This is a genomic window from Paludibacterium denitrificans (genome assembly GCF_009707705.1).
GTDB lineage: Bacteria > Pseudomonadota > Gammaproteobacteria > Burkholderiales > Chromobacteriaceae > Paludibacterium_A > Paludibacterium_A denitrificans.
On record NZ_WLYX01000001.1, the window covers coordinates 64793 to 91382 of the forward strand.

Genomic DNA, 26590 nt, shown 5'->3' on the forward strand with positions numbered 1-26590 from the left:
TGCCGCCGCATAAGCCATTCCCTGCCCTGATCAGTCGGCAAGCAAATGCCAGAGCACATCATGGCACTCACACGCAACCGACAGCGCCCTGCTTTTCGGCCAACCTCCCCGCCTCGGCGTAGGTCATATCGTCAACGCCACCAATGCACCCGCAACAGCTTTTCGGCGTCGTTGTAATGAAACTCCAGCTCGCCCTGATAGGCGTCATGCAACGCCTCACCCAGATTGCGCGCCAGATGAATGTCGGTGGTGGTCACCAAGGCGCCGTCGGGCGTGTCTTCAATGGCGATGATGCGTTCCTGCGGATGCTCGGCCTTGGCGTGCGATTCATGATGCTGCAACAGCGAAGTCACCTCATCGCGATGGCCCTGAAAAAATGGTCCTTCGATATGCACAAACCCCGCAGGGAAATGGTCACGAATGCGATGGCACGCCGCACACACCACCTCGGTGGCGTCAGCCGGGCGCTCTTTCCACTGCCAATGGCCAGCGTGATACACCGCACCACAATCCGGGCAAACCGCTGGCTCCGGTAGTTTGCGCTGCAGTTTGTAGCTATCGTGCTCACGTTCCGGGCGCAACTGATCGCGCCGAATGGACTGAAAACCAGCGGGAGGAATACGGGAAGTCATGTCAGCTCCTTGTGTCTCGTTACGCCAAATACAGCTCCAACCCTCAGATCACCAGCAGAATTCATCGGCCGCTCCGGCCTACACGTTTTGCAAATCAATCGCCAACGCCATATTCCACAGCGCCGATGACACCTCCACCCGATACGGGCATGCACTTTCCAGCTGGCGCAATACCGGTGGCAGCAAGGCCACTTGCGTGCGCGCGTAGTCGCGTACGCTTTGCAGCGACGGACTGGGACGCAAACGCCTACCATGGCGCATCACCGGCACCAGCAGCGGCTCCCCGGCCCGCTCGTCACCGTCCAGCACCAGCACATCACCCGCCGGTACCCTGCCTCATCCAAGCGGCGCAACACCTGCTTGCGTCCCGGCCAGTGGCCTTGCCTTCGGAACGTTTGCGACGCGGCCGCCCGGCGTATTCCTGCAGCTTGTAAGCGCAATCGAGATAAGGCTGATCGGCAGAGGTATTCATGCGTGTTCCCACGCCAAAACCATCAATCGGCGCACCCGCCAGCAACAAGGCGGCAATGGCGTCCTCATCCAGATTGCCACTGGCAAAAATCTTGACCGCGGCCAACGCGCCGTGATCAAGAATGGCGCGCACCTGCCGTGCGTGCTGACCCAAATCGCCGCTATCCAGCCGTACTGCCTGAATGGCAATGCCTTCCGGTGCCAGTTGACCAGCCGGGCGCACCAACGCACGCGCGGCGGCCTCGGTGTTGTAGGTGTCGATCAGCACGGTGCTGGCCGTGGGCTGCGAGCGAAGAAAATGGGCAAAAGCGGTGACTTCATCGTCATGGGTCTGCACAAACGAGTGCGCCATGGTGCCAAACAACGGTACGCCCCAGCGCATGCCAGCCAACACCGTGGCAGTGCCATCAAATCCGGCCAGATAACTGGCGCGCGCCGACAGCAACCCGGCTTCGGCGCCATGCGCACGGCGCAGGCCAAAATCCACCAGTAGCTTGTCTTGCGCGGCCTGCCGTACCCGTGCCGCCTTGGAAGCCACCAGCGTCTGGAATTGCAGCAGATTGATCAGGCGCGTTTCCACCAGTTGCGCCTCGCGCAGCGGGGCGATCACCCGCAGGATCGGCTCATCCGGAAAGAACACCGTCCCTTCCGGCATGGCATCCACCTGTCCGGTAAACCGCAAACCGGCCAGCGAATCGATGAACAACGGATGAAAACGCCCGCACCCCGCCAGCCACGACAGCTCCTGCTCACTAAAATGCAGGGTTTCCAGATAATCCAGCACCTGTTCCAGACCAGCCGCTACCAAAAAGTTACGTCGGGGCGGCAAGCGGCGCACAAAAAACTCAAATACCGCCGTGTCTTCCATGCCCAACTCGAAATAGGTCTGCAGCATGGTCAGCTGGTACAGGTCGGTTAACAGGGCTGCATTTTCCACACTCAGCCCTCAAGTAGCACGGCGCCAGCCGCCATCATCTGGGCGATGGCGCGTTTGCCATCCCCCGCCTGCACCTCCACCGCACGGACTCCATCCTGCAGCAGCACAACCCGATAACCATGTTGCAAGGCCGCCAGCACGGTTTCCAGCACGCAATAATCGGTGGCCAGCCCACCAACAAACAGTCGCGTCACCTCGGCGGCTTGCAACCGCTCGTGCAGATCAGTATGGGAAAAACCGGAGTAAGCCTCCGCATCGGGCACCGTCGCTTTGGAGATAATCTGCGTGCCTGATGGCCAATGTAACGAACCGGTCAGCCCGGCGCCGTGAGTACTCGCCACACAGTGCGGCGGCCATGGGCCACCCTGCGTCTGAAATGAACAGTGTTGTGCGGGATGCCAATCACGCGTAGCAAAAACCGGCAACCCGGCCGCGGCAAAACGCGCCAGCCATGCGTTGAGCACGGCAATCACCTGATCACCTGATGCCACCGCCGAGGCGCCACCGGGCAGAAAGTCGTTTTGCATATCCACCAGCAGCAGCGCATCGCCACGTTGCGGTGTCAACTCCAGCTGCCGAGACATGAAAACCACCTCCGTCATTAGGGGAACTCAAAATTCAGCGTAGGACACGGCTGAGAACTACGCCAGCAGATGGCAAAATGAGCTTACTATAAATTTCTTTTAGATACAGCAACTTAAAAATGGCCAATAAAACCGGAAACGGTAATTTTGTTAGCTTTGCCAATAACTTGGTTTTTCTATTGTTTAAGGACAATGCTTGCTATAACAAAAAAATATCCTCCACTTACCACCTTCAAGCATCGAGAAAGGCCTGATTATGTCGACCAGCAACGAGCAACTGAGCAAGTTTTCCCTGAATGGTTTTGAGTCAGCGCTACGCTTTGCCCAGATATCCTCGGATGGAACCGAACGGCTGGTTCGGCTCAATCTGGATGCCTCCAAGCAGACACTGGAACAACATGCCAAGGCGGTGAAGGAACTGGCACAAGCCAGCAACCCGCAGGAAGCCTTCAACCAACTCAATCAGCTAGCCGGGCAGTCTCTCACCAAGGCACTCGCCCATTCGCACAGCACCTATGAGATTTTTACCCGCACGCAGAGCGAGCTCTCCAAGTTGGCCGAAGAAAATCTGGGAGCCTTCAATAAATCGGTTAATCAGGTGATCGACACCATTGCCAAGGAAGCGGCAAGTGCCAGCAAGAAAATGGAATCGCCCAGCGCCTGATCGCCACATCGGCCAGTCGTTCCGCCCCGCCTCTGGCGGGGTTTGTTATGTCTGAAGCGGCCAGAACTGGCCAAACAGTGCGTTGAGTTCGCAGGGCAACTCAGCAAGGCAGGAAACAGAAAACGCACCAGCTCAGTCTTGCTGGCACAGCACCATCCAGTCCTCGTCACCCACCGTCAGGTGGCAAGCGAGGCGCCAGCGCTGGTACTGATCGGGCCAGTCTTCGCTGGCGGCCAAGGTGGAGTCGATCAACTTTTCGCGCAACAGGACATTGCGTTCTTTTCGGCCAACCTTGCACGCCTGATGCGCGCCGTCGTCCAGTCGCTGCACCTTGCAGGTTCCACAGGTGCCCTGACCACAGCGCCAGTGCAACGGCACCTCATGAAACCGGGCAACATCCAGCAGGTTATCACCCGCTTCGCAGGCAACGGTCGTCAAGGTTTGCTGATGTTGATCGACAAAACGGATAACGGGCATAACAGGTTTTCCAGAAAATCTGGCCAATCAAACCAGATAGGGACGCAAGCCCTGCCAGCGGGCCAGCTTTTGGGCAAAGGCCAAGGTATAAGCCGGGCTGGAGGATGGCAGTGCCAGCTTGATCAGGCCATTTTGCTGAATCGAATCGGCCGCGCGGTACGCCGTGGCGCCGTTAAAACCAATTGCTCGCAACTGCGGCAGTGCCGTCACCAGCGCCTGCACGTCATTGTGGCGTTGTTCACGGATCGCCGCATCCAGACTACCCTGCTTAGCGCGCCTCGGCAATCACATCCCATAACCCGACATGATGAGCGAGCAAACATTGCAGACGGCTGGGGTAGTCCAATGCCACCGGGTCTTCATCGAGAATTGCGCCCAGCAACTGCCAGAACTGATTACGCGGATGGGCGTAATACTGGGCGGCTTGCAATGAGGCTTCGCCCGGCAGCGACCCCAGAATCAGCACGCGCGTTGCAGCATTAACTACCGGCGGGAAACAGGTCTTTGGCGCATCCTCAGCCATTCAGAACAGCATTCCCTGCTGTCTGGCGAGCCGAGGCTTTGACCGGGCCAAAGGTCTTGCGATGGATCGGCAACACGCCGTACTGTTCGATCGCCGCCGGTGCTCGGCCGTGGGATAGCCCTTGTGGCGGGCAAAACCATAGGCCGGATAGTCCGCATCCGGGCAATCAATTCAGCATCGCGCGCGGTTTTCGCCAAAATGGAAGCCGCAGAAATTTCCTGCACCTTGGCATCGCCCTTGACGATGGCTTGTGCTTAAGCATGGCCAAGCCTTTGGGTACCCGGTTGCCGTCGATCAGGGCTTCGTCCGGCACGCAGGACAAACCGGCGATAGCCCGGCTCATGGCCAGCATGCTGGCCTGCAGTATATTGATCCGGTCAATCTCGTCCACGCTGGCACTGGCAATACTCCACGCCAGCGCGTACTGCTTGATCTGTTCGGCCAACTTGTCACGCTTGCTCTCGCTCAGCACCTTGGAGTCGGCCAAACCGGCAATCGGATGAGCCGGGTCGAGAATCACCGCGGCGGCAAAGACCGCCCCGGCCAACGGCCCCCTGCCCGCCTCGTCAACGCCACAGATCAATGACATCCAGCCACCTCCAGCACCGCCTTGGCGGCCAGATTGGCGGTGTCCTGCTGCAAGCTCTGATGCAATTCGAAAAACGCCTGCTCCATTTCCAGCCGTGCCTCAGCATCGGCATACAGACGCTTCACTTCTGCGGCCAGCTTGGGCGCCGTCGCCTCTTTTTGCAGCAACTCTGGCACCACCATGCGGCCACTCAATACATTGGGCAAACCCACATATGGCAAGCGAATCTTGCGCTTGACCAGCTGATACGTTAGCGCAGACAAGCGATAACTGATCACCATCGGCCGCTTGCACAAGGCGACCTCCAGCGTAGCGGTGCCACTGGTCACCAAGACCACATCGCTGGCGATCATCGCCATTTGCGCGTGGCCAAACAACCGGCGAATGGGCAGATCCAGCGCCTTGCACTGGCGCAGCTGGGTATCGAACAACTCCATGGTCGCGCGCGTGGCCAATGGCACCAGAAAGATGGCCGAAGGGTAATCCGCCAACAGCAGGCGAGCCGTTTCGATATATAACGGCCCCATGTATTCCAGCTCGCTCTGGCGGCTACCCGGCAGCAAGGCAAATACCGGAGCGGCTTGCGGCAGCCCCAGTTGTTCGCGCATTGCCTGCTTGTCGGGATGCATGGGAATTTCGCTCGCCAACGGGTGCCCGACGTAAGTCACCGGCACGCCAGCCTGTCGATACAACGCTTACTCCATCGGAAACAGGCACAGCATGTGGCTGACACTTTTGCCGATTTTTTGTACCCGCTCAGGCCGCCGGGCCCAGACTGACGGGCTGACATAATGCACGGTAGGAATACCGCCGCGTTTCAGATCGGCTTCCAGACCCAGATTGAAATCCGGCGCATCCACACCTATGAACACATCAGGCTTTTCGGCCAACAGCTGCTGCTTTAGCGTGCGCCGCAAGCGCAACAGCTCCGGCAGTTTTTTCAGCACCTCGGCATAACCGCGCACTGCCAATTTTTCCTGCGGAAACATCGAGGTAAAACCACGTGCTTCCATACGCGGGCCACCAATACCGGCAAACTCGATATCGGCATGGCGCTGTTGCAAGGCTTCCATCAAATGCGCGGCGAGCAGGTCGCCCGAGGCTTCGCCAGCCACCATGGCGACTTTCAACGCGCCTTTTCGTTTGAACAGCATGTCAGGCCTGATGATTAACGGATGATGCCGCGCTCGGACTGGGCAAAGAAACGTACAAACGGTTCCAGTTCGACATGCCCTGCCGCCGCTTCGGCCAACACAGCCGCTTTGGCCTCGTCATACGACAAGCCCGGCGATAGAGCGCCTTGTAAGCGTTGCGTACCCGGCGAATCTGCTCCGGCGTAAAGCCACGCCGCTTGAGACCTTCGGCATTGATGCCCGACGGCACCGCACGATTGCCATGTGCCATGACATAAGGCGGCACATCCTGAGCCACCGCGCTGGCAAAAGCCGTCATCGCATGCTCACCAATAATGGCAAACTGGTGCACGCTGGTGAAACCACCCAGAATCACCCAGTCACCAATGTGCACATGGCCGCCCAGCGTGGCGTTGTTGGCAAAAATGGTGTGGTTCCCCACCGGCAGTCATGCCCCAGATGGACATACGCCATGATCCAGTTGTCATTACCCAGACGCGTCACACCAACGTCCTGTGCCGTCCCGATATTGAAGGTACAGAACTCGCGGATGGTGTTGTTGTCACCAATTTCCAGCCGTGTCTGCTCACCGGCGTATTTCTTGTCCTGCGGAATCGCACCCAGCGAACAGAACTGGAAAATCCGGTTATTCTTGCCGATCCGGGTATGCCCCTCGATCACGACATGCGGCCCCACCCACGTGCCGCTATCGATGCTGACGTGTTCGCCGATGATGCTGTAGGCACCAATCTCAACGTCATCAGCGATCTGCGCCCCTTCGGCCACAATGGCTGTCGGATGAATCGCCATGGCTTACACCTCGCGCTTGGCACACATGATTTCAGCTTCGCAAGCAATCTGGCCATCGACCAGCGCCCGGGCAGCATATTTACCGATACCACGCTTGGAAGTGATCTGCTCCACTTCAAAAATCATCTGGTCGCCCGGCACTACCTGACGCTTGAAGCGGGCATTATCGATACCGACAAAGAAATACAATTCGTTTTCAGAACGCTCGCCCGGCTGCGAATCGCCAGAATACCCGCTGCCTGAGCCAGCGCTTCAATGATCAGCACGCCGGGCATGACCGGATACTGCTCGAAGTGGCCAACAAAAAACGGCTCATTGATCGTTACGTTCTTCAACGCCTTGATACGCGTATTGGCTTCAAATTCGGTCACACGGTCTACCAGCAAAAACGGGTAACGATGCGGCAGATAGCGCATGATTTCACGTACATCGATATTCACGGCATGTTCGGACATTACGAGTTTTCCTCAGTGTTCTTGAATGACTTCAGCTCACGTTCCAGCTCTTTGACGCGCTGAGCCAAATCGCCCAGATGACGAACGTGAACGGCGTTCGACAGCCATTCCTTCATGGTTTGCAGCGGATACGACGACGCATAGTTATCCGGCTGACGGATGGATTTTGACACCAGTGTGCCACCGCCGATGTGGGTACGATCGGCAACATCAATGTGGCCAACAAACATGGCCGCCCCACCGACCGTGCAATTGGCACCGATCTTGGTGCTACCTGCAATGCCGACACAGTTAAGCAATCGCGGTATGCGCGCCGATGTGTACGTTATGCGCTATCTGCACCAGGTTATCGATCTTGGCTCCCTTGCACACGACGGTGTCCGCCATGGCGCCACGGTCAACCGTGGTATTGGCACCGATTTCGACGTCATCTTCGATAACAGCCCGGCCGGTTTGCGGGATCTTGAACCAGTGATCCTTGTCCCACGCCAGCCCAAAGCCGTCGGCGCCGATCACCGTGCCGGAATGGATGCTGACGCGATGGCCAATCACACACTGCTGATAGATCGTGACATTGGGATAGAGCGTAACGTCATCGCCTAACGTGACATCATCACCAATCACCACGCCCGGCATCAGACGGCAGCGCTCGCCAATCACCACGCGCGCGCCGATGCTGACATGTTCACGAACCTCTGCCGAAGCCGCTACCTGCGCCCCTTCACCAATCACTGCCGTCGGATGAATGCCCCCCTTGGCCACGACCGGCGGGTGAAACAACGTTGCCACCCGGGCAAAATACAGGTACGGGTCAGGTGTCACGATCAAGGACACGGTTCCGGCCAACTCTTCGGCCAACTTGGGCGACACAATCACGGCGCTGGCGTGGCTGGTGTCCAGTTGTTTGCGATATTTGGCGCTCGCCAAAAAAGCGATGTCGCCCGGCAAGGCTGACTCGAGCGGAGCCAGGCGCGTCACGGTGACATCTTCGCCAACCAGCTCACCGCCCAGCTGAGCGGTTATATATGAAAGAGTATAAGACATCAAAAACAAAGCCGACCCGGGGTCGGCTTCTCCGGTAAAGATATAGCGGGCTTACTTTTCCAGTTCTTTCAACACTTTGGCGGTCAGATCAAACTTCGGATCGACATACACCGCCTCCTGCAAGATCAGGTCATAATGTTCGCGCTCGGCAATCTGCTTGATGGCACGGTTGGCGCGTTCCTGAATGGAAGCAAACTCTTCATTGCGCCGCTGGGTGAAGTCTTCGGAAAACTCGCGTGTCTTGGCGCGATAGTCACGATCCAGCGCCGCCAGTTCACGTTCGGAACGCTTGCGCTCATCCGAACTCAAGCCATTTTTAGCCAGCTTGCTTTCCAGATCGCGCGCGCGCGTTTCCATTTTTTTCAGATCGCCGCGGCGGCCGGAAAACTCCTTGTCCAGCTTATTCTGGATGGCAATGGTAAGCGCCGCCTCACGATACACCCGTTCGGTATTGATGAAGCCAAACTTGAAATCTGCCGCCTGAGTCTGAGCTGCCAGCAGGGCAACACCCACAATGCACCATTTCAATGGATTCATTGAGCAACCTTTTGTATCGTTTAGAAAACGGTTCCCAACTGGAACTGGAAGCGCTGCTGCTTGTCGCCCTCTTTCTTCTTGAGCGGATCAGCATAGCTGAACTTCATAGGGCCAACCGGCGACAACCAGGTCACCGCAAAACCGGCCGAATAACGCAACCCGTCACTGGCAGTACTGCCAATTTCACGGGTATCCCACAGCGTACCGGCATCAAAGAACAGGCTGGCACGAACCGATTTGTTGTCCTTCATGCCCGGGAACGGGAATAACAGTTCGGCGTTGGCCACCAGTTTGCGGGTACCACCCAGATAGTCACCATTGATGTCTTTCGGACCGATACTGCCGTTGTCATAACCGCGCACGGAACCCAAGCCACCAATATAGAAGTTCTGGAAGAACGGCAGACGAGAGCTCTTGCCGTAGCCGTTGGCGTAACCAGCTTCACCATTCAACATCAGGGTATAGGTCTTGGATAGCGGGAAGAACCACGACTGCTGATGCGTCAGACGATAGTATTCCAGATCGCCGCCAGGCAAACCGGCATCAGCGCCCACCTTGATCAAGGCACCGCGCGTTGGCCACAGTGCGCTATCGCGGGTATCACGTGCCCAGCTGACGCCCCCCAACAGGGTCTTGGTGGTACGTCCATACTGGTCGACAAAATCGATATAGCGCTGCGGGCTGTTATCGAAGGTTGTGATCTTGGTCTGCTCAACCCCAAGGCTGAAGTTGATGCGATCCACCTCGGTCACCGGCACGCCAAAGCGCACCGCTGCACCCGTGGTCGACGTTTTATAGGCAGAGGTATTGCTGGCATCCGGGTTATAAACGCGATGGTACAGGTCATAACCCCGAGGCTCACGCCATCCGGCGTGAAATACGGATCAGTAAACGACAGCGAGGCCGTCTTGTTTACCTTGCCGTTGGAAATACCAAAAGCCAGATATTTGCCCGAGCCAAAAATATTGCTCTGCGACACGTTGGCCGAAAGCTGGATACCTTCCCCCTGCACGAAGCCGACACCAGCGGAAATACTACCGGTCGGGCGTTCCTTCAGGTTGATGTTCATATCGACCTGATCGGCGGCATCGGGTACGGCCGGGGTTTCGATATTCACGTCTTCAAAATAGCCGAGCAGTTCTACCCGTTCTTTACTGCGCTTGATTTTGTCCGCACCGTATACGCCGCCTTCCAGCTGACGCAGTTCACGGCGGATCACTTCATCACGCGTCTTGGTATTCCCTGCCACGTTCACCCGGCGCACATAGGTCTTGCGGCCCGGGTCGAGGAAGAAGGTAAAAGCGACCGTCTGTTTTTCGCGGTCGATATCCGGCAGAACATTGACGTTGGCAAAGGCATAGCCATCATTACCCAGTGCGCTCGCTGATCGCCTTGACCGACTCATTGATCTTTTCGTTGTTAAACGTTTCACCCGGCTTGACCAGTACCAACTTGCGCAATTCGTCTTCGCGCACTTTCAGATCACCCGCCAGCTTGATGTCGGAGATCGTGAACTTCTTGCCTTCGTGCAGGTTGATCGTCAGGTAGATCTCTTCCTTGTCGGCGCTGATCGAGACCGGGTCGAGTCAATATTGAACTCAAGGTAACCCCGGTTCTGGTAAAACGCCTTGAGCTTTTCCAGATCGCCCGTCAGCTTTTGCTTGGAGTATTGGTCGTCTTTTGTGATCCAGGACATCCAGCCACCTTGTGTCAGGCTCATCTGATCACGCAAGTCGCTTTCGTCAAAGGCATGGGCGCCAACGATATGAATATCCTTGATCCGCGCAGTAATGCCTTCGCTGATATCCAGCGTTACGGCCACCCGGTTACGGTCCAGCTTGGTCACTTTGGGGCTAACGTCTACCGAATATTTACCTCGGCTGTAGTACTGACGCTTCAGCTCCTGCACGGCACCATCCAGCAAAGCCTGATCAAAGATGCGCGACTCGGCAAAGCCGTTGTCCTTGAGGGCCTTTTTCAACTGATCCTTGCTGAATTCCTTGGCACCGTTGATGTTGAGCTGGGTAATCACCGGGCGCTCAGCCACGGTGACAATCACCACGTCGCCACGCGACTCCACCCGCACATCATTGAAGAACCCGGTGGCAAATAATGCCTTGATGGATTCATGCGCCTTGTCATCGTTAAACGTATCGCCAACCTTGACCGGGAGGTAGTTGAAAACCGTACCCGGTTCAGTACGTTGCAGGCCTTCAACGCGAATATCCTTGATAACAAACGGATCAGCAGCCCAAGCGGATGCCATACCCGACAAACCCAGTACAGCTGCTGCAAGTAGTTTCAATTTCATAAGTACGTTTTAACCCCCAAATAGGCGGCTGATATCATTCAGCAAGGCAAAAGCCATCAACGAAGCCAACAATATAAAACCGATTTTTTGCCCAAACAGTTGAGCCTGTTCACTGACGGGCTTTCCTTTAACCAGCTCCGCGACATAATACATTAAGTGACCACCATCCAGCATCGGTATTGGCAACAGGTTGAGTATGCCAATACTGACGCTGATCAAAGCCAGAAATTCCAGATAGGCAATCAAGCCCCGGCGCGCGGTCTGCCCGGCCACACTGGCAATGGTCAGCGGGCCAGAAAGATTATCGACAGAGGCATTGCCAACCAGCATCCACCCCAGAAACTTCAAACTCATCCAGGCCGTATCAAATGTTTTGTTCACAGCCTGCTGACCCGCCTCCGCCATCCCACTGTGGTGAGTAACCGTCAGGTGTTTGATCCAGTCCGGATCAAGCGTCGGGGCAACACCAAGCTTGCCGGTCAACTCATTATCAGTACCTGCACCGCTAAGCCGTACTTTGATATCGAGCAATCGGTTTCCACGAGCGATGCGGGCCGTCACTTCCTTGCCGGGGCTATTATGGATCAACGACACCCAATCTTCCCAGCTGGACACCGGGCGCCCATCTGCGGTCAGTAGTCGATCACCCGGTTTGAGCCCGGCTTTTGCCGCGGGGCCACCATCTTCCACCGCACTCACCACCGGAAGGAAACGGGTGGGCATCAAACCGGGATTACCCCACGGCTGAACGCAACCAGGGCAGGCTCACCAAAGCGCGCGACACTGATCGAACGTACCACACGTTTTTTGCTTGCCGCTTCCACCTCCACCCGCACCGGGTGTTCAAGGTTGGCCGAAGCCTCCACAAACGCCATCCGGAGGTCCTGCCAGTTGGCCACCGGCTGGCCATTCACGGCCAACACGCGATCACCGGCAACGAAGCCAGCAGCCGCCGCCGGGGTTTGCGGCACCACGGTACCGACCAACGGCAACAACTGGGTTACTCCTTGGGCAATCACAATCCAATAAAACAGCGCCGCCAGAACAAGATTGGCCAACGGGAGTCCACAACAATCGCCATGCGTTTTAGCACTGGCTGATTATTAAAGGCCAAATGGCGCTCGTGGGCAGGCACCGGCCCCTCCCGCTCATCCAGCATGCGCACATAGCCGCCCAGCGGAATCGGGCACACCACCCACTCGGTTTGGCGACTGCGCCAGCGCAGCAATGGGCTACCAAAACCAATGGAAAAGCGCAGCACCTTAACGCCACACGCCCGAGCTACCCAGTAATGCCCCAGCTCATGGAAGATGACCAGCACCCCAATCGCGACCAGAAATGCCAGCGTTGTCAGCATGTTCCCACCATTTTACGCGCCACCTGCCGGGCCTCCATATCCACCGCCAGCAAATCATCCAGCGTATGGCTATCAGCGTGCCCCATGGCGGAGAGGGTTTCGTTCACCACCTTGGGGATATCGACGAAGCGAATGTCAGTATTGAGGAAAGCGGCCACGGCTATTTCATTGGCCGCATTCATGATCGCGCTTACGCATCGCCACCAGCCCGCAGGGCATCAAACGCAATGCCCAGACACGGGAAACGTTGCAGATCCGGCTGCTCAAAGGTCAACGCCTTACTGTTTGAAGAAATCCAGAGAATCCACGCCCGACTCTATACGCTCGGGCCACGACATGGCACAAGCAATTGGCGTACGCATATCCGGTGAGCCTAACTGGGCCACCACCGAGCCATCCTTATACTGCACCATCGAATGAATCACGCTTTGTGGATGGACAACTACATCAATCCGGTCAATCGGCGCATTAAACAGCCAACGTGCTTCAATAACCTCTAAACCTTTATTCATCAGCGAGGCAGAATCGACCGAAATTTTGCGCCCCATCACCCAATTCGGATGCTTACAGGCATCTGCCACCGTAACGTGAGGGAGCTTGTCGGCGGGCAAGGTCCGGAACGGGCCACCAGAGGCCGTCAGAATGATTTTACGAATACCCGAGGCATCCAGATCCCCGGCATAACCCGCCGGTAGTGACTGGAAAATGGCGTTGTGTTCGCTATCGACCGGCAACAGTGTGGCACCACCAGTACGTACCGCATCAATAAACAGGCGGCCCGCCACGACTAGGGATTCCTTGTTCGCCAGCAAGATGCGCTTACCAGCGCGCGCAGCAGCCATGGTGGATGGCAAACCGGCCGCACCAACAATCGCTGCCATCACCATATCGGTTTCGGGCAACGTTGCCACGGTCTCGAGCGCTGCCGCACCTGACAGAATCTCGGTCTGTACACCGGCTTGGGCCGGGGCTGCCGAATCGTGTTTGCCGCTGCCGCATCAGGGACAACAACATAGGCAGGATGAAAACGACTGGCCAACTCCACCAGCCGATCAAGCTGGCGGTAGGCGGTAAGCGCCACAACTTTATAACGATCGGGATGACGAGCCACCACATCGAGCGTATTGATGCCGATGCTACCGGTAGCCCCAAGAATGGTAATCCCTTGAGGTTTCATGATTGAGTCGATTCTTTAAAGACTTGCCAATACGCGTAGCGCATTGGTAACGGCTAGCACGGCAATCAGGCTATCGATCCGGTCATAAACGCCGCCATGCCCAGGCAACAACTGGCTACTGTCCTTGATTCCTGCCGAACGCTTGAACCAGGACTCCAGAAGGTCACCGGCAATACTCACCGCCGTCAACGGCAAGGCGACCAGCAATACTCCCCACCATGGCAGCGATACCGACAACCAGCCCAGCTGATTGACGAGCACGGTATATAGCATCACGCCCACCAAGGCACCGTAAACACCTTCCCAACTTTTACCCGGACTAATAGAGGGGGCCAGCTTGCGACGGCCAAATGCCTTGCCGGAGAAGTAAGCGGTAATATCCGCCACCCAGACCAAACCCATAATCGCCAGCAGATTCAATCCGGCGGCATTGCTTAGGCGTGCGGGCGTAGCTCCAGAAAAGCAAACCAGGGCGGGAAACATCAACACCCACCCCAGCAGCACAGCAAAACCTCCACGCGGGATCGCCCAGCGCTTAACCAACCAACATGGCGCGGCCAGCAGCCAGAAGGCCAGTGCCAGAGCATGCCCGGCCAACGGCATGGAATAATGCGCCGACCATAGAACACCTGCCAGCAGCGTAGAGCCGCCAAGGTACGACCATTTGGCAAGCTCACCAAAGCCAGCCATGCGCGAGAATTCCCACAGAGCCAGAACAACAATCAGCCGGGAAAAACCGGCCCAAGCATCGGGCGGAAAATAGAACAGTGCCGCCAACATTAGCGGCAGCAGCACCAAAGCAGTGAGAATGCGGGTTTTGAGCATGCGGTTATCCGTTGCGACGCAGGTGCGCAGGCAGCTGTTCGCTGGTACGACCAAAACGGCGTTCGCGACAGCGATATGAAGAGATCGCTTCGAGCAAGGCGTCACGATCAAAATCAGGCCAAAGCCGCTCGGTAAAATAGAGTTCCGCGTAGGCCAGTTGCCATAGCAGGAAATTACTGATGCGTTGCTCACCGCCTGTGCGGATAAACAAATCGGGTTCTGGCGCCCAAGGCATGGAAAGCCGGGCAGACAACTGCTCTTCGCTAATGGCCGTAGCGCCTTCGGCGATCAGGCTGTTTACGGCCTGCAGAATATCCCAGCGACCGCCATAATCAGCCGCGATACTCAGCACCAAGCCATCATTGCCCGCCGTTTTCTCCTCGGCCAGAGCAATCCGTTCGGCCAACGCCGGGGCAAAGCGTTCACGCGCACCAACAATTTTCAGACGAATATTGTTGTCGTGCAATCGATTGACTTCATGCCCCAGCGCACGGATGAAAAGGTCCATCAGAAAGGACACTTCGTCCTGAGGCCTACGCCAGTTCTCAGTCGAAAAGGCGAACAGCGTCAGGTACCCGACGCCCAATTCCTTGCAGGCCCGCACCACATTTCTGACAGCATCCAGCCCTTTTTTATGCCCTGCCACCCGCGGCAGAAAGCGCTTTTTGGCCCAGCGCCCATTACCATCCATGATGATGGCGATGTGGCTGGGCACATCCAGTACATCGGGCACGTCTTTGGTGGAGCTAGCAAACAAAACCGGGCTCTCCTTAAACCGCCAACAGGTCGGTTTCTTTGGCGGCCAATGCCTTGTCGATCTCAGCCGTATACTTGTCGGTCAGCTTCTGAATTTCATCCTGACCACGACGCTCATCGTCTTCAGTAATGGCCTTGTCTTTCAGCAGATTCTTGAAGTCAGTATTCGCGTCACGACGGATATTACGCACGGCAACACGGGCGTTTTCTGCTTCACCACGCACCACCTTGATCAGGTCCTTGCGGCGTTCCTCAGTCAGCATCGGCATCGGCACACGGATAATTTCGCCCATAGAGGCCGGATTGAGACCCAAATCAGAGTCACGAATCGCCTTCTCCACCTTGGCCAGCATCGGCTTTTCCCACGGCTGCACGCCAATGGTACGCGCGTCCAGCAAAGTAACATTAGCCACCTGACTGATAGGCACAGGGCTACCGTAATAATCCACCATGACGTGATCAAGAATACCCGTGTGGGCGCGTCCGGTACGGACTTTCAGCAAGTCGGTTTTGAATGCTTCCAATGACTTCTGCATTTTCAGTTCGGCCGACTTCTTGACGTCGTTAATCATGTCTGCTCCAGATTGAAACTTGGAAAAACAAGGCGGAAAGCGGCCGTTGCCGTTTCCGCCTTCAGCAATTCTTTTGAGGGTTAGCAGTGTACCAGCGTGCCTTCGTCTTCGCCAAGTACCACACGCTTGAGGGCGCCTTGAAAATGCTAAATACTTTTATGTTCAGACTCTGGTCACGACACAAGGCAAATGCAGTCGCATCCATCACCTTGAGGTTGCGAGAGATGGCCTCATCAAACGTCAGGGTTTGATAGCGGATCGCATCCGGATTTTTCTTGGGATCATCAGTGTAAACGCCATCAACCTTGGTGGCCTTGAGCATGATATCAACGTTCATTTCCATGCCACGCAAGGCCGCAGCGGTATCGGTAGTAAAGAACGGGTTACCAGTACCTGCAGCAAAAATGACTACTTTACCCTCTTCCAGATACTGCATGGCTTTGCCACGCACGTACGGCTCGGCAATCTGCTGCATGGTCAGCGCGGACTGCACGCGTGCGATCAGGCGCGGGTCATGGCATCTTTTAGTGCCGGGCATTCATCACCGTCGCCATCATACCCATGTAGTCAGCCGTTGCACGGTCCATACCGGACGCCGCTAGCTGCAACACCACGGAAAATATTGCCACCACCAATCACGACACCAACCTGCACCCCCATCTCCACGACCTCCTTGATCTGAGCAACGATCTGCTCGATGGTGGTACGGTTGATGCCGTAGCTATCATCCCCCATCAGGGCCTCTCCGGAGAGTTTTAGCAGAATACGTTTAAAGGAAGGAGTCTGGCTCATGGTAACCTCGGTTGGCTAATAGGATATTCAATTTGCAAAACGGCACCCTGCAAGCAGGGTGCCGTCTACCGGATCTAACGGATTAAAGCTTAGATCTTGGCTGCTGCTGCAACTTCCGCTGCATAGTCAACCACTTTCTTTTCAATGCCTTCGCCTACCACAAACATGGTAAAGGCGTTTACGGAAGCACCCTTTTCGGCCAACAGTTTTTCAACCGTTTGATCCGGGTTCTTCACGAACGGCTGACCCAGCAGGGTAACTTCAGCCGGGAACTTGTTCACACGGCCTTCTACCATCTTGGCAACGATGTCAGCCGGTTTACCGGATTCGGCAGCCTGTGCGGTGTAGATCTTGCGTTCGGTTTCCAGCGTTTCAGCCGGAACCTGGCTCTTGGAAACACAAATCGGCTTGGAGGCAGCGATATGCATGGCGATATCTTTGCCCAGCGCTTCGTCGCCATTCAGGTCAACCATCACGCCAATCTTGGAGCCGTGCAGATAAATAGCCAGCTGACCAGCAGTTTCGTAGCGAACGAAACGACGAATGGTCATGTTCTCACCCAGCTTGGCAATGGCAGCCTTGCGGATTTCTTCAATGGTTTGCCCGCCAACAGCAACAGCAGACAACGCTTCCACGTCTGCCGGATTAGCTTTGGCTACGCCTTCAGCAGCAGCCTTGGCCAACGCCGGGAAGGTGTCATCTTTGGCAACGAAGTCGGTTTCGCAGTTGATTTCAACCAGCGCGCCGATCTTACCTTCAACAAACGTAGCAATCACGCCTTCGGCAGCAGTGCGGCCAGCCAGCTTGGAAGCCTTGTTGCCAGACTTGATGCGCAGAATTTCTTCAGCCTTGGCAGCATCGCCTTCAGCTTCAACCAGTGCTTTCTTGCACTCCATCATGCCCATGCCGGTGGCAGCACGCAGATCGCCAACCATTTTTGCGGTAATTTCCGCCATTTGAAACTCCTGTTTGGGTTACGTAATTCAGTCAGGTCCAAAAAAGGGGCTTACGCCCCTTTGTCCGCTTACTCAGCCTGAGCAGTTTCTGCGGCAGCGACAATCTCTTGCAGAGATTGGGCACGGCCTTCCAGTACGGCGTCGGCGATGCCGCGTGCGTACAGGCGAATAGCGCGACTGGAGTCGTCGTTACCCGGAATTACGTAATCGATGCCATCCGGCGAGTTGTTGGTATCGACGATGCCGATTACCGGTACACCCAGCTTCTTGGCTTCAACGATGGTGCCTTTTTGGTAGCCAGTATCGATAACAAAGATGGCATCCGGCAGGCCCTTCATGTCCTTGATACCGCCCAGCGAGCGTTCCAGCTTTTCAACTTCGCGCTGCAGATCCAGCAGCTCTTTCTTGTTGTAGCCGGTTTCGCCAGCGCCTTCCAGAATGGCGCGCTTTTCTTCCAGTGCGTTTGATGGACTGCTTGACCGTTTTGTAGTTGGTCAGCATGCCGCCCAACCAACGGTGATCAACAAACGGCACACCTGCGCGGGTGGCTTCTTCACGGACGATCTCACGAGCCTGACGCTTGGTGCCAACAAACAGTACGGTACCCTTGTTGGCGGCCAGACGACGCACATATTCCTGAGCTTCTACGAACAGCGGCAGAGTCTTTTCCAGGTTGATGATGTGAATCTTGTTGCGGCTACCAAAAATGTACTGAGCCATTTTCGGGTTCCAGAAACGGGTCTGGTGGCCAAAGTGAACACCGGCCTCAAGCATTTGGCGCATGGTAACGTTGGTGGTCATGCAAAAACTCCTTAAAGGGTTAAGCCTCCATCCGCGCAGACAACTCTTCCGTGTTATTGGAATGAGCACCCTTTGGCGCGAATGTGCGTAATGTATTCCCTGCCCTATGCAAAGAACACGAAATTCTAGCATTTAAATCTGGCAAACCTCAAGAGCCGGAAGCCTGTTCGTCGCGTTCTTCTTCGCGCTAGGCGCTGGCGGCGCCGCCGCCAGCTGTGCCAGCAAGAATGTCGGAAGAAAGCCAAGAAAAAACAGGATGACCAGCGCCCGCACGATACTGTCCTGCGCAACGGCAAGCATCAGCACCACATATAACCAACCAATCAGGATTAGATACATAATGAATCAAACAACCGTTTTAATTTTACCGGAAACATGCTAACAATTGCAGACATTGTAAATCACAACTCAGACACTCCAGCATGAATACCTTTTTCACCACGGCGTTTGGCGTCAAACAACCCCGGTTTGCCCGGGCATGAGCTTCATTGCCACACCGGAACTGGTCGCAGCCGTTAGCAACGCCGGCGGGCTTGGCATTCTGGCTACCGGACCGCTATCGCCAACCCAAACGCGCGAGGCCATCCGGCGCATTCGCACACTCACCGATAAACCTTTTGGTATCGGTTGTACGCTGATGATGCCCGGCGCCAAAGAAAATGCTGAGGTTGCACTGCAAGAACAAGTGCCGGTAGTAAATTTCTCGCTTGGCAAAGGCGATTGGCTGGTACAACGTGCGCACGCTTATGGCGGCAAGGTCATCGCCACGGTAGTCACAGAGAAACATGCCATCTCTGCCGAAAAATCCGGCGTTGATGCATTATTGGTCACCGGCCATGAGGCTGCAGCACACGGGGGCGAAGTGACGTCACTGGTGTTGATTCCGGCGATACGCAAAGTTTGCTCGCTCCCCATTATCGCTGCTGGTGGCTTTGGCACCGGGTCGGGCTTGGTCGCCGCGCTGGCATTGGGCGCCGACGCTATCGCCATGGGGTCTCGCTTGGCCATGACGCGGGAGAGCCCGGTACACGCCCGCACCAAGGAAATGATTGGGCAACGCCACGTGGGTGACACCATTTATTCCAGAAATTTTGACGGCCTATGGTGCCGGGTCATGGACACTCCCACCGCCCGCCGCGCCACGCACCGCCCCGTCAACCTGTTTACCGCAGCCTGGCGCGCCATGCGTGTGGCGCATCAATTACGCCAACCCATAGCAAAGGTGGTATTGGGCAGCCTACTCAAGGAGCCACAGACCTTGCGGCAACTAGCGCTGTTTGGCGCCGCCACCGAAGCCATTCGGCTTGCTATCGAAGAAGGTAATCACGACAAAGGCGTGCAATTAATCGGCCAGGTTCAGGGACTGATTGACGACGTACCCACCGTACAAGAGCTATTTGACCGGCTACTGATCGAAGCAGCGCAGTGCACGCAGCAAGTGGTTACCAAGGTTGGCCGAAACGAAATCGGCTGACCGGCAAAGCAACACTCCGGGCAGAACAACCGAATGCCAAGACAATCCGCCAGAGTCAAAGGCCACACACATGTACGTACACTCCGGCACGACGTAAACTGACGTCTTTGCTGACAACCGTCGTGTCTTTTCATGCTATTTGACCTACCGGCCGCGCCGGAGCCACAGCTTGACAACCGCTGGTGCATTTTTGACGAACGCGGCTTGCTGTTTGTCGGCCGGGCTCTCCCCGGCAACGAGGCGGAACAGTGGCCGCTGGCCAATCGCCAGTTCATCGGCCAGTACGCCGCGCAAAATATTTTCATGGCGGATCTGATCGGCCCGGAGCCGACGGGAAGTGAATGGCTGCCGCTACGAGCCGCCTTGGCACACCAGCTTAAGCCGAACTGGCACCGGCGATGGTACGCGCGGTTCAGCTGCGTCAATTCCAGCGAACCCACCGGTTTTGTGGCCACTGCGCCACACCGCTTGCGCAACACTCGCACGATCAGGGTAAGTCCTGCCCCAGTTGCGGACAATTTTATTATCCGCGCCTGTCACCAGCGATGATGGTGGCCATCTATCGGGGCAAGGAATTGCTGCTGGCGCGCAGCCCACACTTCGCCCCCGGCGTGTATAGCGCACTGGCCGGGTTTGTCGAACCCGGCGAATCACTGGAAGACTGTGTCCACCGGGAAACACTGGAAGAAGTGGGCGTGCGGATCAGCCAGTTACGTTACGTCTGCTCACAATCCGGCCATTCCCCCATTCCCTGATGCTGGCTTTCACCGCCGAATATGCAGGCGGCGACATCGTGCCGCAGCAGGGCGAAATCGAGGATGCAGGCTGGTTTGCCATCGACCACCTACCACAAATTCCTCCGCCCATTTCCATTGCCTATCGACTGATCCAGCACACGGTCAACGTATTGCAGCAGCAATAAAAAACTACGGCACTCTCATCGAGGCTAGTGAGAGTGCCGTTCGATCTCATCCATTCAGGCTAGACGTCTTACACGCCAACGCTGCAATCCCAATTGCTGCCACGGCAGGTTACACACCGCCATCCCACTCAGAATCAGCAACAACGCCGACACCTGCAGCAATGAAATATGCTCACCCAGCCACCAGGTGGAAAGCAACGCACCAAACACCGGCACCAGATTAATGAACTGCCCGGCACGGTACGCACCCAGTTTTTTGATAGCCATATCATAGGCCAGCATGGCCAGCAGTGATGGGCCAACCGCGATATATAGCACCGATAGCCAGCCCTTACCCCCGACTTGATGCCACTGCCCTTGCACGCCTTCCATCAGTGCAAACGGCAGCAATGGCAGCAGGCCAATCAGCATCAACAGCCACAACAAAGCGAAGCGATTGACGCCAGCCTACAGGCGTTGAACAAACACGGTATAGAGTGCCCAGCACATCATGCCTGCCGCCACCCAGCCATCTCCGGGGTTGATCGCCAGGCCGACCCCATGGCCAACCAGTAGCCATACACCAAACAGCGAAACCACCAGGCCTGCCACATTGGGCCGAGTCAGCAAGCACTGACCAAGCCCGGCAGAAATCAGCATCACCCATGCTTAACAAGGCGGCATTCATCAACACGCCATTCGTGGCGCTGGTATGTCCAAGACCGATATAAACAAAGGTATTCGTCACACTGACTCCGGCGAATGCCAGCACCAGAACCGTGCGCTTGTGGCGCCATAACGGCGCAAGCTTTTGCCGCAAACCGGAGTAAACAAAGGGGGTGAGTACCAGCAGGGCAATTAACCAGCGCGCCAAGGCTAGCGTTACCGGCGGGAAATCCACCCGTGCTGATTTGCCCACTACGAAGTTGCCAGCCCAAAGCAAGGCTGCCAACAAGCTTACCAGATAAGGCCGCCATGCAGGAGAGAAGATTGTCATGTGTCGTTTCCGGTAGGAAATTTACTTGCCAAATCCCGGTTCTTTTGTGAAAAACCGGGCGAAATGGAGCGGTAGCTCCAAGACAATAGTCAGCAAAAACCATACCGGAAACAACCAAAACCCGGACAGACAGCGCCTTCCATCCGGATCCGTCACATCAAACTGCGGGCACAGCCGCCAAGACGGCAGTTAATAGCTGCCACGCCTTGGCAACGGAAGCAACCTCCACTCGCTCACCCGGTGCATGTGCGCCATGAATGGTCGGGCCGAACGACACCATATCCATCGCCGGGTATTTGGAACCAATGATGCCGCACTCCAGCCCGGCATGAATCACCTGCACGCGGGCAGGTTGGCCGAACTCGGCACAAAATACCTGCTGAAACAATGCCAGTAGCGGCGAGGCTGGATTGGGAGCCCAACCGGGGTAACCGCCTTCAAACTCAACAGTGAGGCTTAAGAAGCTGAAACAGGCCTTCAATTTCCCGAGCCAGCATCCAGGCACCGGAATCCAGCAGCGAACGCACCATCAGGTTGGCGAAGAATTGGTCATCACCCAATGTAACCACCCCCAGATTATTGGAGGTTTCCACTACGCCCAGCACCGATTGACTCATACGCTTTACGCCATGCGGCGCCGCGTGCAGCGCTGCAAACACAGCATGCTGATCAGCCGCCGACATCACCGTACTGGCAACAGCTGGCTGCATCCGCACAGAGACTGCCTCATCGACACCGGCCAACTCCTGCCGCAACACGTCTTCAAACTGCCGCAGATAGGATTCAACCAGCGCCGTGGCCGCTACGGGATAAGCAACGACAGCATGAGCCTCACGCGCCAAGGCATTGCGGGCGTTGCCGCCTTGAAAACCGGCCACACGCAAGCGGGTAAGCTGCTCCAGCTCACGAACCAGCCGTACCAGTAATTTGTTGGCATTGCCACGCTCGAGATGAATATCCACCCCGGAATGACCACCTCTCAGTCCCTTGACTTCCAGACGGCTGACGCAATACCCCTCGGGCACCGCTTCGCTGACATAGTGGTGACGGACATTGACATCCACCCCCGTGGCGCAGCCAAGATAGAACTCCCCCCATGCCTCGGTATCAAGATTGATCAGCAGCGAGCCTTGCAACCACCCGGCAGCCAGCCCCTGCGCACCGCCCATGCTCGGCTTCTTCATCCAGCGTCAACAGCACCTCAAGCGGACCATGCGGCACCTGCTCGCTCTCCAATACCGCCAAGGCCAAGGCCACGCCGATACCGTTATCTGCTCCCAGCGTGGTGTGCTCCGCCAGCAGCCAGCCCTCGCGCAAAACCGGTCGAATGGGATCACGAAAAAAATCATGGGCCACCTCGCCGTTGGCCTGACACACCATATCCAGATGGCCTTGCAACACCACGCCCGGGCGATTTTCATACCCCGGGGTGGCCGGTTTGCGGATGAGCAGGTTGCCCACGGCGTCCACATCTGTCTCCAACCCACTCAGTTCGGCCCAGCCTTTGAGGTAATCACGGACCACGGTCTCATGCTTGGATGGACGCGGCAGATCACACAAGGTCTGAAAGTGCTTCCAGACGAGACGAGGCTCCAGTTCGGCAATCACAGTCACAACAAAAAATCCTTAAATTTGAGTCACACACCGACACCCGCCCGTGACAGAAGTAAAGAAGAAACACACATGGCACACCAGACGCCCTCCCCAGCCGAAACAGCGACATACAGCGCCCCACTCTTGTTGCCAACGTCATTGTTTGATCCGGGTCAATACGCCAACTCCACGTCAGCCAATAATTCCCGCTTCGATAATAAAAACAAATATGTCTGATACATCAACCTGGAGAACACACCAAGATGCTCAAACCGATCGCAGCATCGGACGTGATCATTGGCAAACCCATCGAAGAGGCACTATACGACTCGGATGGTCGCCTGCTCCTCACCAAAGGAGCCGTTGCCAACAGCGAAATCAAAAACAAGCTGGTACAACGTGGTCACAAGGTGGTAACCCCCGGCGCTACGACGCTGGCCACCAAGCCAACACACTCGGCACCACCCAGTGATTCGATTTTTGCCACGACACAGCATGCCGCCCACACCTTAAGCATCATTCTGGATGACTTCCGGCCGGGCGACATACCACTGCTTTCACTGAACGCATTCAGTCGCTGGCAAAACGCTTGCTTCAGGCCTGTCAGACTGACCCGGAAGCGGTAATCGCCGCCATTCATCTGTTTCATGAAGGCGAATACACCATTCGCCACCATCTGTCCGTAGGCGTTGTCACCGCCTTGCTGGCACAGGCAGATGAGCGCATTAGCGAGGAAGAAGCCTTATTGCTGGTCTGCGCGGCCATCACTCACGATATTGGCATCATCCACGTTGCCAACAACGAAGCCAAGCTGAGCGATCAGCACAAGGCACTGATACAGCGCCACCCGGTTATGTCCAGTACTGCGCTACGCCAGGCTGGCGTGACCGAGCCGCTTTGGTTACAGACCGTCGAACAACATCACGAACGACTGGATGGTAGCGGTTATCCGCAGGGACTGTCTGGCTCGGCCATCGGTCTGCACAGCCGACTGCTGGCGGTAGCCGATGTGTACTGCGCCATGACCCGGCCACGCCCCTATCGCCCACGCGCCTACTTTGCCATGGCCGCCATGCGCGATCTGTATGTCGGCCAGTCGCAACAACTGGACCACGCGCTGATCCAGTTGCTGATCAAGACACTGGGGCTCACTCCGCCGGGGTCGCTGGTCAAGCTGAAAAACGGCGAAACCGCAGTGGTGAAAAAATGCAGCACCCAGTGGCACACCGTTAAGCTATGCGCTAATGACAGAAACCGGCACACCGATCATGCCGCCAGAACGGCGGGACACCCGCGACAAGCATCTGGCGATTGTCGGCCGGGTTGAGCCAGAAGATTGCCAGCACCTGCAAGCCCTGATTCGCTCGCTTTGGGCATGAGCCTTGGGCATGATATTCGGCCAACCCTGCCATGAACAACGAGCAGGGTTGGCACTAGGCGCTCACTGCCTCGGCATTCTCATCCGACACTTCTTGTTGCAGCGCCCACATTTCCGCATACCGTCCACCTTGTTCTACCAACTGGCGATGCGTTCCCTGCTCCAGCACCCGGCCGCCATCCATCACCACAATCTGCTGCGCATCAACAATGGTGGACAAGCGGTGGGCAATGATCAGCGTGGTACGGTTGGCCGAAATATCTGCCAGTTCATGCTGAATGGCTTTTTCGGTGCGTGAGTCCAGCGCGCTCGTTGCCTCGTCAAAAATCAGCACCGGCGGATTTTTCAGAATGGTGCGGGCAATCGCCACCCGCTGTTTTTCACCGCCAGAAAGTTTAAGCCCTCGTTCCCCCACCATGGTGTCGTAACCATCCGGCAGGCTCATCACGAAATCATGAATGTGGGCAGACTTGGCCGCTTCGATGATTTCCTCGCGATTCGCCTCGGGGCGACCATAAGCGATGTTGTAGTAGATGGTGTCGTTAAACAGCACGGTATCCTGCGGCACGATGCCGATGTGGGCACGCAGGCTATCTTGCGTCAGTTCGCGAATATCGGTGCCATTGATGCGGATGTGGCCACTGTTGACATCGTAAAAACGGAATAACAAGCGCGACAATGTCGACTTGCCTGCTCCGCTGGCGCCAACCACGGCCAGCGTGGTGCCCGCCGGAATCTCAAAACTGATGCCATGCAGAATCTGGCGATTGGTATCGTAGCCAAAATTGACATCTTCGAAGCGAATGGTAGCCGCACGCGTCGCCAGCGCCTTGGCTTGTGGCACGTCCGCCACTTCGGTACTGGCTTCCAGCAGCGTAAACATCCGTTCCATGTCGGCCAGCGAATGCTTGATTTCCCGGTAGACAAAGCCAAGAAAATGCAGCGGCGCCCACAACTGTGTCAGGTAAGTGGCAACCAGCACCACGTCACCTACCGTCATGGCATGCCGCACCACTCCGCGCGCCGCCAGCACCATGATCAGCGTTACCCCGACGGCAATGATGACGCCCTGCCCGGCATTGAGGAACGACAGCGATACCTGATTCTTGATGGCAGATTGTTCCCACGCGGCCAGGTTGCGATCATAACGGGTCGATTCGTAGTGCTCGTTATTGAAATATTTGACCGTTTCGTAGTTGATCAACGCGTCGATCGCCTTGGCATTGGCCTTGGAATCCAGCTCGTTCATGCTGCGCCGGAACACGGTGCGCCACTCGGTGATGGTTAGCGTGAAGATGACATAAGCCGCGATGGTGGCAAGCGTCACCACGGTAAACGACCAGTCGTAACGATGCAGCAAAATGCCCGCCACCAGTGCAATTTCCACCAGTGTCGGCAAGATATTGAACACGGTGAAGTTGAGCAGAAAGCCAATGCCGCGGGTGCCACGCTCGATATCGCGGCTCATGCCGCCAGTCTGGCGCTCAAGGTGAAACCGCAGTGACAGGCGGAACAGATGATCAAACACATTACGCGCCACTGTCCGCACCGCACCCTGAATCACCCGGGCAAAGATGGCGTCACGCAGCTCTCCCAAGACACTGGAGAGCAGGCGTGCCAGACCATAGCCCACCAGCGCCATCACCGGAATGGCCAGCAAGGTGGCTGGCACGGATAGCTGGTCGACAATATCTTTCAGATACAGCGGCACGGTAACACTTGCTACCTTGGCCAGAATCAAGCAGGTCATCGCCAGCAAGACACGCCACTTGAAGGCCCAAAGATAGGGCACCGGTGGTTTTCAGAGTCTTGGCATCGTTGCGATGGGTCGGCGCGGGGCCGGT

The 26590-nt window shown here is 56.5% G+C and carries 29 protein-coding genes and 11 pseudogenes; 7 read left to right on the forward strand and 33 right to left on the reverse strand.

What is annotated here, in order from left to right:
• Positions 1-131: 131 nt before the first annotated feature.
• From GKE73_RS00505 to GKE73_RS00520, 4 genes are all read right to left on the reverse strand, one after another.
• Complete coding sequence (locus tag GKE73_RS00505) at positions 132-632, reverse strand: BCAM0308 family protein (RefSeq protein WP_230368662.1); 501 nt, start codon at positions 630-632, stop codon at positions 132-134.
• 78 nt (positions 633-710) lie between these two features.
• Positions 711-947 (reverse strand): hypothetical protein, encoded by a 237-nt coding sequence (locus tag GKE73_RS00510; protein WP_230368663.1) that lies wholly within the window; start codon positions 945-947, stop codon positions 711-713.
• Between the two features lies 1 nt (position 948).
• Positions 949-2040: a nicotinate phosphoribosyltransferase gene (locus GKE73_RS00515; protein ID WP_230368664.1), complete on the reverse strand. Its 1092-nt coding sequence runs from the start codon at positions 2038-2040 to the stop codon at positions 949-951.
• A gap of 2 nt (positions 2041-2042) precedes the next feature.
• Positions 2043-2624, reverse strand: coding sequence for an isochorismatase family protein (locus GKE73_RS00520; RefSeq protein WP_230368665.1), 582 nt, complete (start codon positions 2622-2624; stop codon positions 2043-2045).
• 256 nt (positions 2625-2880) lie between these two features.
• On the opposite strand from GKE73_RS00520, the gene GKE73_RS00525 reads away from it, so the two are divergent.
• Entirely contained in the window at positions 2881-3288 is a 408-nt protein-coding gene (locus GKE73_RS00525) for a phasin family protein (protein ID WP_230368666.1), read from the forward strand.
• Between the two features lie 132 nt (positions 3289-3420).
• Here GKE73_RS00525 and GKE73_RS00530 read toward each other — a convergent pair whose 3' ends face one another.
• The 21 genes and pseudogenes from GKE73_RS00530 to GKE73_RS00630 form a co-directional block, all read right to left on the reverse strand.
• Complete coding sequence (locus GKE73_RS00530) at positions 3421-3765, reverse strand: 2Fe-2S iron-sulfur cluster-binding protein (protein WP_230368667.1); 345 nt, start codon at positions 3763-3765, stop codon at positions 3421-3423.
• Positions 3766-3792: 27 nt separating this feature from the next.
• Positions 3793-4050, reverse strand: a complete 258-nt coding sequence (locus GKE73_RS00535; RefSeq protein ID WP_230368668.1) for a uracil-DNA glycosylase family protein — start codon at positions 4048-4050, stop codon at positions 3793-3795.
• Positions 4034-4288 carry a DNA-deoxyinosine glycosylase gene (locus GKE73_RS00540; protein ID WP_230368669.1) on the reverse strand — a complete coding sequence of 85 codons (255 nt, stop codon included), beginning with the start codon at positions 4286-4288 and terminating at the stop codon, positions 4034-4036. Before GKE73_RS00540 ends, GKE73_RS00535 begins: the two co-directional genes overlap by 17 nt.
• Positions 4281-4877 (reverse strand): annotated as a pseudogene (gene rnhB / locus GKE73_RS00545) (ribonuclease HII). Before rnhB ends, GKE73_RS00540 begins: the two are co-directional and overlap by 8 nt.
• Positions 4868-6031 (reverse strand): annotated as a pseudogene (lpxB, locus tag GKE73_RS00550) (lipid-A-disaccharide synthase). The pseudogenes rnhB and lpxB overlap by 10 nt, the downstream one beginning before the upstream one ends.
• 14 nt (positions 6032-6045) lie before the next feature.
• Positions 6046-6820: pseudogene (lpxA, locus tag GKE73_RS00555) on the reverse strand (acyl-ACP--UDP-N-acetylglucosamine O-acyltransferase).
• Positions 6821-6823: 3 nt separating this feature from the next.
• Positions 6824-7275 (reverse strand): annotated as a pseudogene (gene fabZ, locus GKE73_RS00560) (3-hydroxyacyl-ACP dehydratase FabZ).
• A pseudogene (lpxD, locus tag GKE73_RS00565) lies at positions 7275-8319 on the reverse strand (UDP-3-O-(3-hydroxymyristoyl)glucosamine N-acyltransferase). The pseudogenes fabZ and lpxD overlap by 1 nt, the downstream one beginning before the upstream one ends.
• A gap of 51 nt (positions 8320-8370) precedes the next feature.
• Complete coding sequence (locus GKE73_RS00570; protein WP_230368670.1) at positions 8371-8856, reverse strand: OmpH/Skp family outer membrane protein; 486 nt, start codon at positions 8854-8856, stop codon at positions 8371-8373.
• A 20-nt stretch (positions 8857-8876) separates the two neighbouring features.
• Positions 8877-11167, reverse strand: a pseudogene (gene bamA / locus GKE73_RS00575) (outer membrane protein assembly factor BamA).
• A 9-nt stretch (positions 11168-11176) separates the two neighbouring features.
• A complete protein-coding gene (gene rseP, locus GKE73_RS00580) occupies positions 11177-11857 on the reverse strand; it encodes an RIP metalloprotease RseP (RefSeq protein WP_230368671.1) in 681 nt (226 codons plus the stop codon).
• A gap of 32 nt (positions 11858-11889) precedes the next feature.
• Positions 11890-12225: a PDZ domain-containing protein gene (locus tag GKE73_RS00585; protein WP_230368672.1), complete on the reverse strand. Its 336-nt coding sequence runs from the start codon at positions 12223-12225 to the stop codon at positions 11890-11892.
• Positions 12183-12524: a site-2 protease family protein gene (locus GKE73_RS00590; protein ID WP_230368673.1), complete on the reverse strand. Its 342-nt coding sequence runs from the start codon at positions 12522-12524 to the stop codon at positions 12183-12185. The genes GKE73_RS00585 and GKE73_RS00590 overlap by 43 nt, the downstream gene beginning before the upstream one ends.
• Positions 12518-13701 (reverse strand): annotated as a pseudogene (gene ispC / locus GKE73_RS00595) (1-deoxy-D-xylulose-5-phosphate reductoisomerase). The gene GKE73_RS00590 and the pseudogene ispC overlap by 7 nt, the downstream one beginning before the upstream one ends.
• A 15-nt stretch (positions 13702-13716) precedes the next feature.
• On the reverse strand, positions 13717-14526 hold the full coding sequence (locus GKE73_RS00600) for a phosphatidate cytidylyltransferase (protein WP_230368674.1): 810 nt from the start codon (positions 14524-14526) through the stop codon (positions 13717-13719).
• A 4-nt stretch (positions 14527-14530) separates the two neighbouring features.
• On the reverse strand, positions 14531-15283 hold the full coding sequence (gene uppS, locus GKE73_RS00605) for a polyprenyl diphosphate synthase (protein WP_280954664.1): 753 nt from the start codon (positions 15281-15283) through the stop codon (positions 14531-14533).
• Positions 15284-15296: 13 nt separating this feature from the next.
• Positions 15297-15854 carry a ribosome recycling factor gene (gene frr, locus GKE73_RS00610; protein ID WP_230368675.1) on the reverse strand — a complete coding sequence of 186 codons (558 nt, stop codon included), beginning with the start codon at positions 15852-15854 and terminating at the stop codon, positions 15297-15299.
• An 80-nt stretch (positions 15855-15934) separates the two neighbouring features.
• A pseudogene (pyrH, locus tag GKE73_RS00615) lies at positions 15935-16646 on the reverse strand (UMP kinase).
• A gap of 89 nt (positions 16647-16735) precedes the next feature.
• On the reverse strand, positions 16736-17602 hold the full coding sequence (gene tsf, locus GKE73_RS00620; protein ID WP_230368676.1) for a translation elongation factor Ts: 867 nt from the start codon (positions 17600-17602) through the stop codon (positions 16736-16738).
• 68 nt (positions 17603-17670) lie between these two features.
• Positions 17671-18403 (reverse strand): annotated as a pseudogene (rpsB, locus tag GKE73_RS00625) (30S ribosomal protein S2).
• 132 nt (positions 18404-18535) lie between these two features.
• Positions 18536-18712: a hypothetical protein gene (locus tag GKE73_RS00630; protein ID WP_230371541.1), complete on the reverse strand. Its 177-nt coding sequence runs from the start codon at positions 18710-18712 to the stop codon at positions 18536-18538.
• A gap of 169 nt (positions 18713-18881) precedes the next feature.
• Here GKE73_RS00630 and GKE73_RS00635 point away from each other — a divergent pair, with 169 nt between their 5' ends.
• Positions 18882-19877, forward strand: coding sequence for an NAD(P)H-dependent flavin oxidoreductase (locus tag GKE73_RS00635; RefSeq protein ID WP_230368677.1), 996 nt, complete (start codon positions 18882-18884; stop codon positions 19875-19877).
• 144 nt (positions 19878-20021) lie between these two features.
• Here GKE73_RS00635 and GKE73_RS00640 read toward each other — a convergent pair whose 3' ends face one another.
• Positions 20022-20171, reverse strand: coding sequence for a hypothetical protein (locus GKE73_RS00640; RefSeq protein ID WP_230368678.1), 150 nt, complete (start codon positions 20169-20171; stop codon positions 20022-20024).
• A gap of 104 nt (positions 20172-20275) precedes the next feature.
• On the opposite strand from GKE73_RS00640, the pseudogene GKE73_RS00645 reads away from it, so the two are divergent.
• The 3 genes and pseudogenes from GKE73_RS00645 to GKE73_RS00655 all read left to right on the forward strand — a co-directional run.
• Positions 20276-20359 (forward strand): annotated as a pseudogene (locus GKE73_RS00645) (NAD(+) diphosphatase); the annotation flags it as partial.
• Between the two features lie 63 nt (positions 20360-20422).
• The gene (locus GKE73_RS00650) at positions 20423-20632 is read left to right on the forward strand and encodes an NUDIX domain-containing protein (RefSeq protein WP_230371369.1); all 210 of its coding nucleotides are present in this window, start codon (positions 20423-20425) and stop codon (positions 20630-20632) included.
• Positions 20632-20799, forward strand: coding sequence for a hypothetical protein (locus tag GKE73_RS00655; protein ID WP_230368679.1), 168 nt, complete (start codon positions 20632-20634; stop codon positions 20797-20799). Before GKE73_RS00650 ends, GKE73_RS00655 begins: the two co-directional genes overlap by 1 nt.
• Before the next feature lie 54 nt (positions 20800-20853).
• On the opposite strand, the gene GKE73_RS00660 is transcribed toward GKE73_RS00655, so the two are convergent.
• The 6 genes and pseudogenes from GKE73_RS00660 to GKE73_RS24435 all read right to left on the reverse strand — a co-directional run bounded on the left by GKE73_RS00660 (position 20854) and on the right by GKE73_RS24435 (position 23389).
• Positions 20854-21225 (reverse strand): EamA family transporter, encoded by a 372-nt coding sequence (locus tag GKE73_RS00660; RefSeq protein WP_230368680.1) that lies wholly within the window; start codon positions 21223-21225, stop codon positions 20854-20856.
• Between the two features lie 21 nt (positions 21226-21246).
• Positions 21247-21438: a hypothetical protein gene (locus GKE73_RS00665; RefSeq protein WP_230368681.1), complete on the reverse strand. Its 192-nt coding sequence runs from the start codon at positions 21436-21438 to the stop codon at positions 21247-21249.
• 31 nt (positions 21439-21469) lie between these two features.
• Positions 21470-21775: pseudogene (locus GKE73_RS25190) on the reverse strand (EamA family transporter); the annotation flags it as partial.
• A 157-nt stretch (positions 21776-21932) separates the two neighbouring features.
• A complete protein-coding gene (locus GKE73_RS00670) occupies positions 21933-22256 on the reverse strand; it encodes a M20/M25/M40 family metallo-hydrolase (RefSeq protein WP_230368682.1) in 324 nt (107 codons plus the stop codon).
• Positions 22219-22944, reverse strand: coding sequence for a peptidase dimerization domain-containing protein (locus GKE73_RS00675; protein WP_230368683.1), 726 nt, complete (start codon positions 22942-22944; stop codon positions 22219-22221). Before GKE73_RS00675 ends, GKE73_RS00670 begins: the two co-directional genes overlap by 38 nt.
• Positions 22883-23389, reverse strand: a complete 507-nt coding sequence (locus GKE73_RS24435) for a zinc-binding metallopeptidase family protein (protein WP_230368684.1) — start codon at positions 23387-23389, stop codon at positions 22883-22885. The genes GKE73_RS00675 and GKE73_RS24435 overlap by 62 nt, the downstream gene beginning before the upstream one ends.
• A gap of 242 nt (positions 23390-23631) precedes the next feature.
• On the opposite strand from GKE73_RS24435, the gene GKE73_RS00685 reads away from it, so the two are divergent.
• Both GKE73_RS00685 and GKE73_RS00690 read left to right on the forward strand, forming a co-directional pair.
• Complete coding sequence (locus GKE73_RS00685; RefSeq protein ID WP_230368685.1) at positions 23632-23994, forward strand: hypothetical protein; 363 nt, start codon at positions 23632-23634, stop codon at positions 23992-23994.
• Positions 23958-24695, forward strand: a complete 738-nt coding sequence (locus tag GKE73_RS00690) for an HD-GYP domain-containing protein (protein ID WP_230368686.1) — start codon at positions 23958-23960, stop codon at positions 24693-24695. The genes GKE73_RS00685 and GKE73_RS00690 overlap by 37 nt, the downstream gene beginning before the upstream one ends.
• Positions 24696-24801: 106 nt before the next feature.
• On the opposite strand, the gene GKE73_RS00695 is transcribed toward GKE73_RS00690, so the two are convergent.
• Complete coding sequence (locus tag GKE73_RS00695; protein ID WP_230368687.1) at positions 24802-26538, reverse strand: ABCB family ABC transporter ATP-binding protein/permease; 1737 nt, start codon at positions 26536-26538, stop codon at positions 24802-24804.
• Positions 26539-26590: the final 52 nt, after the last annotated feature.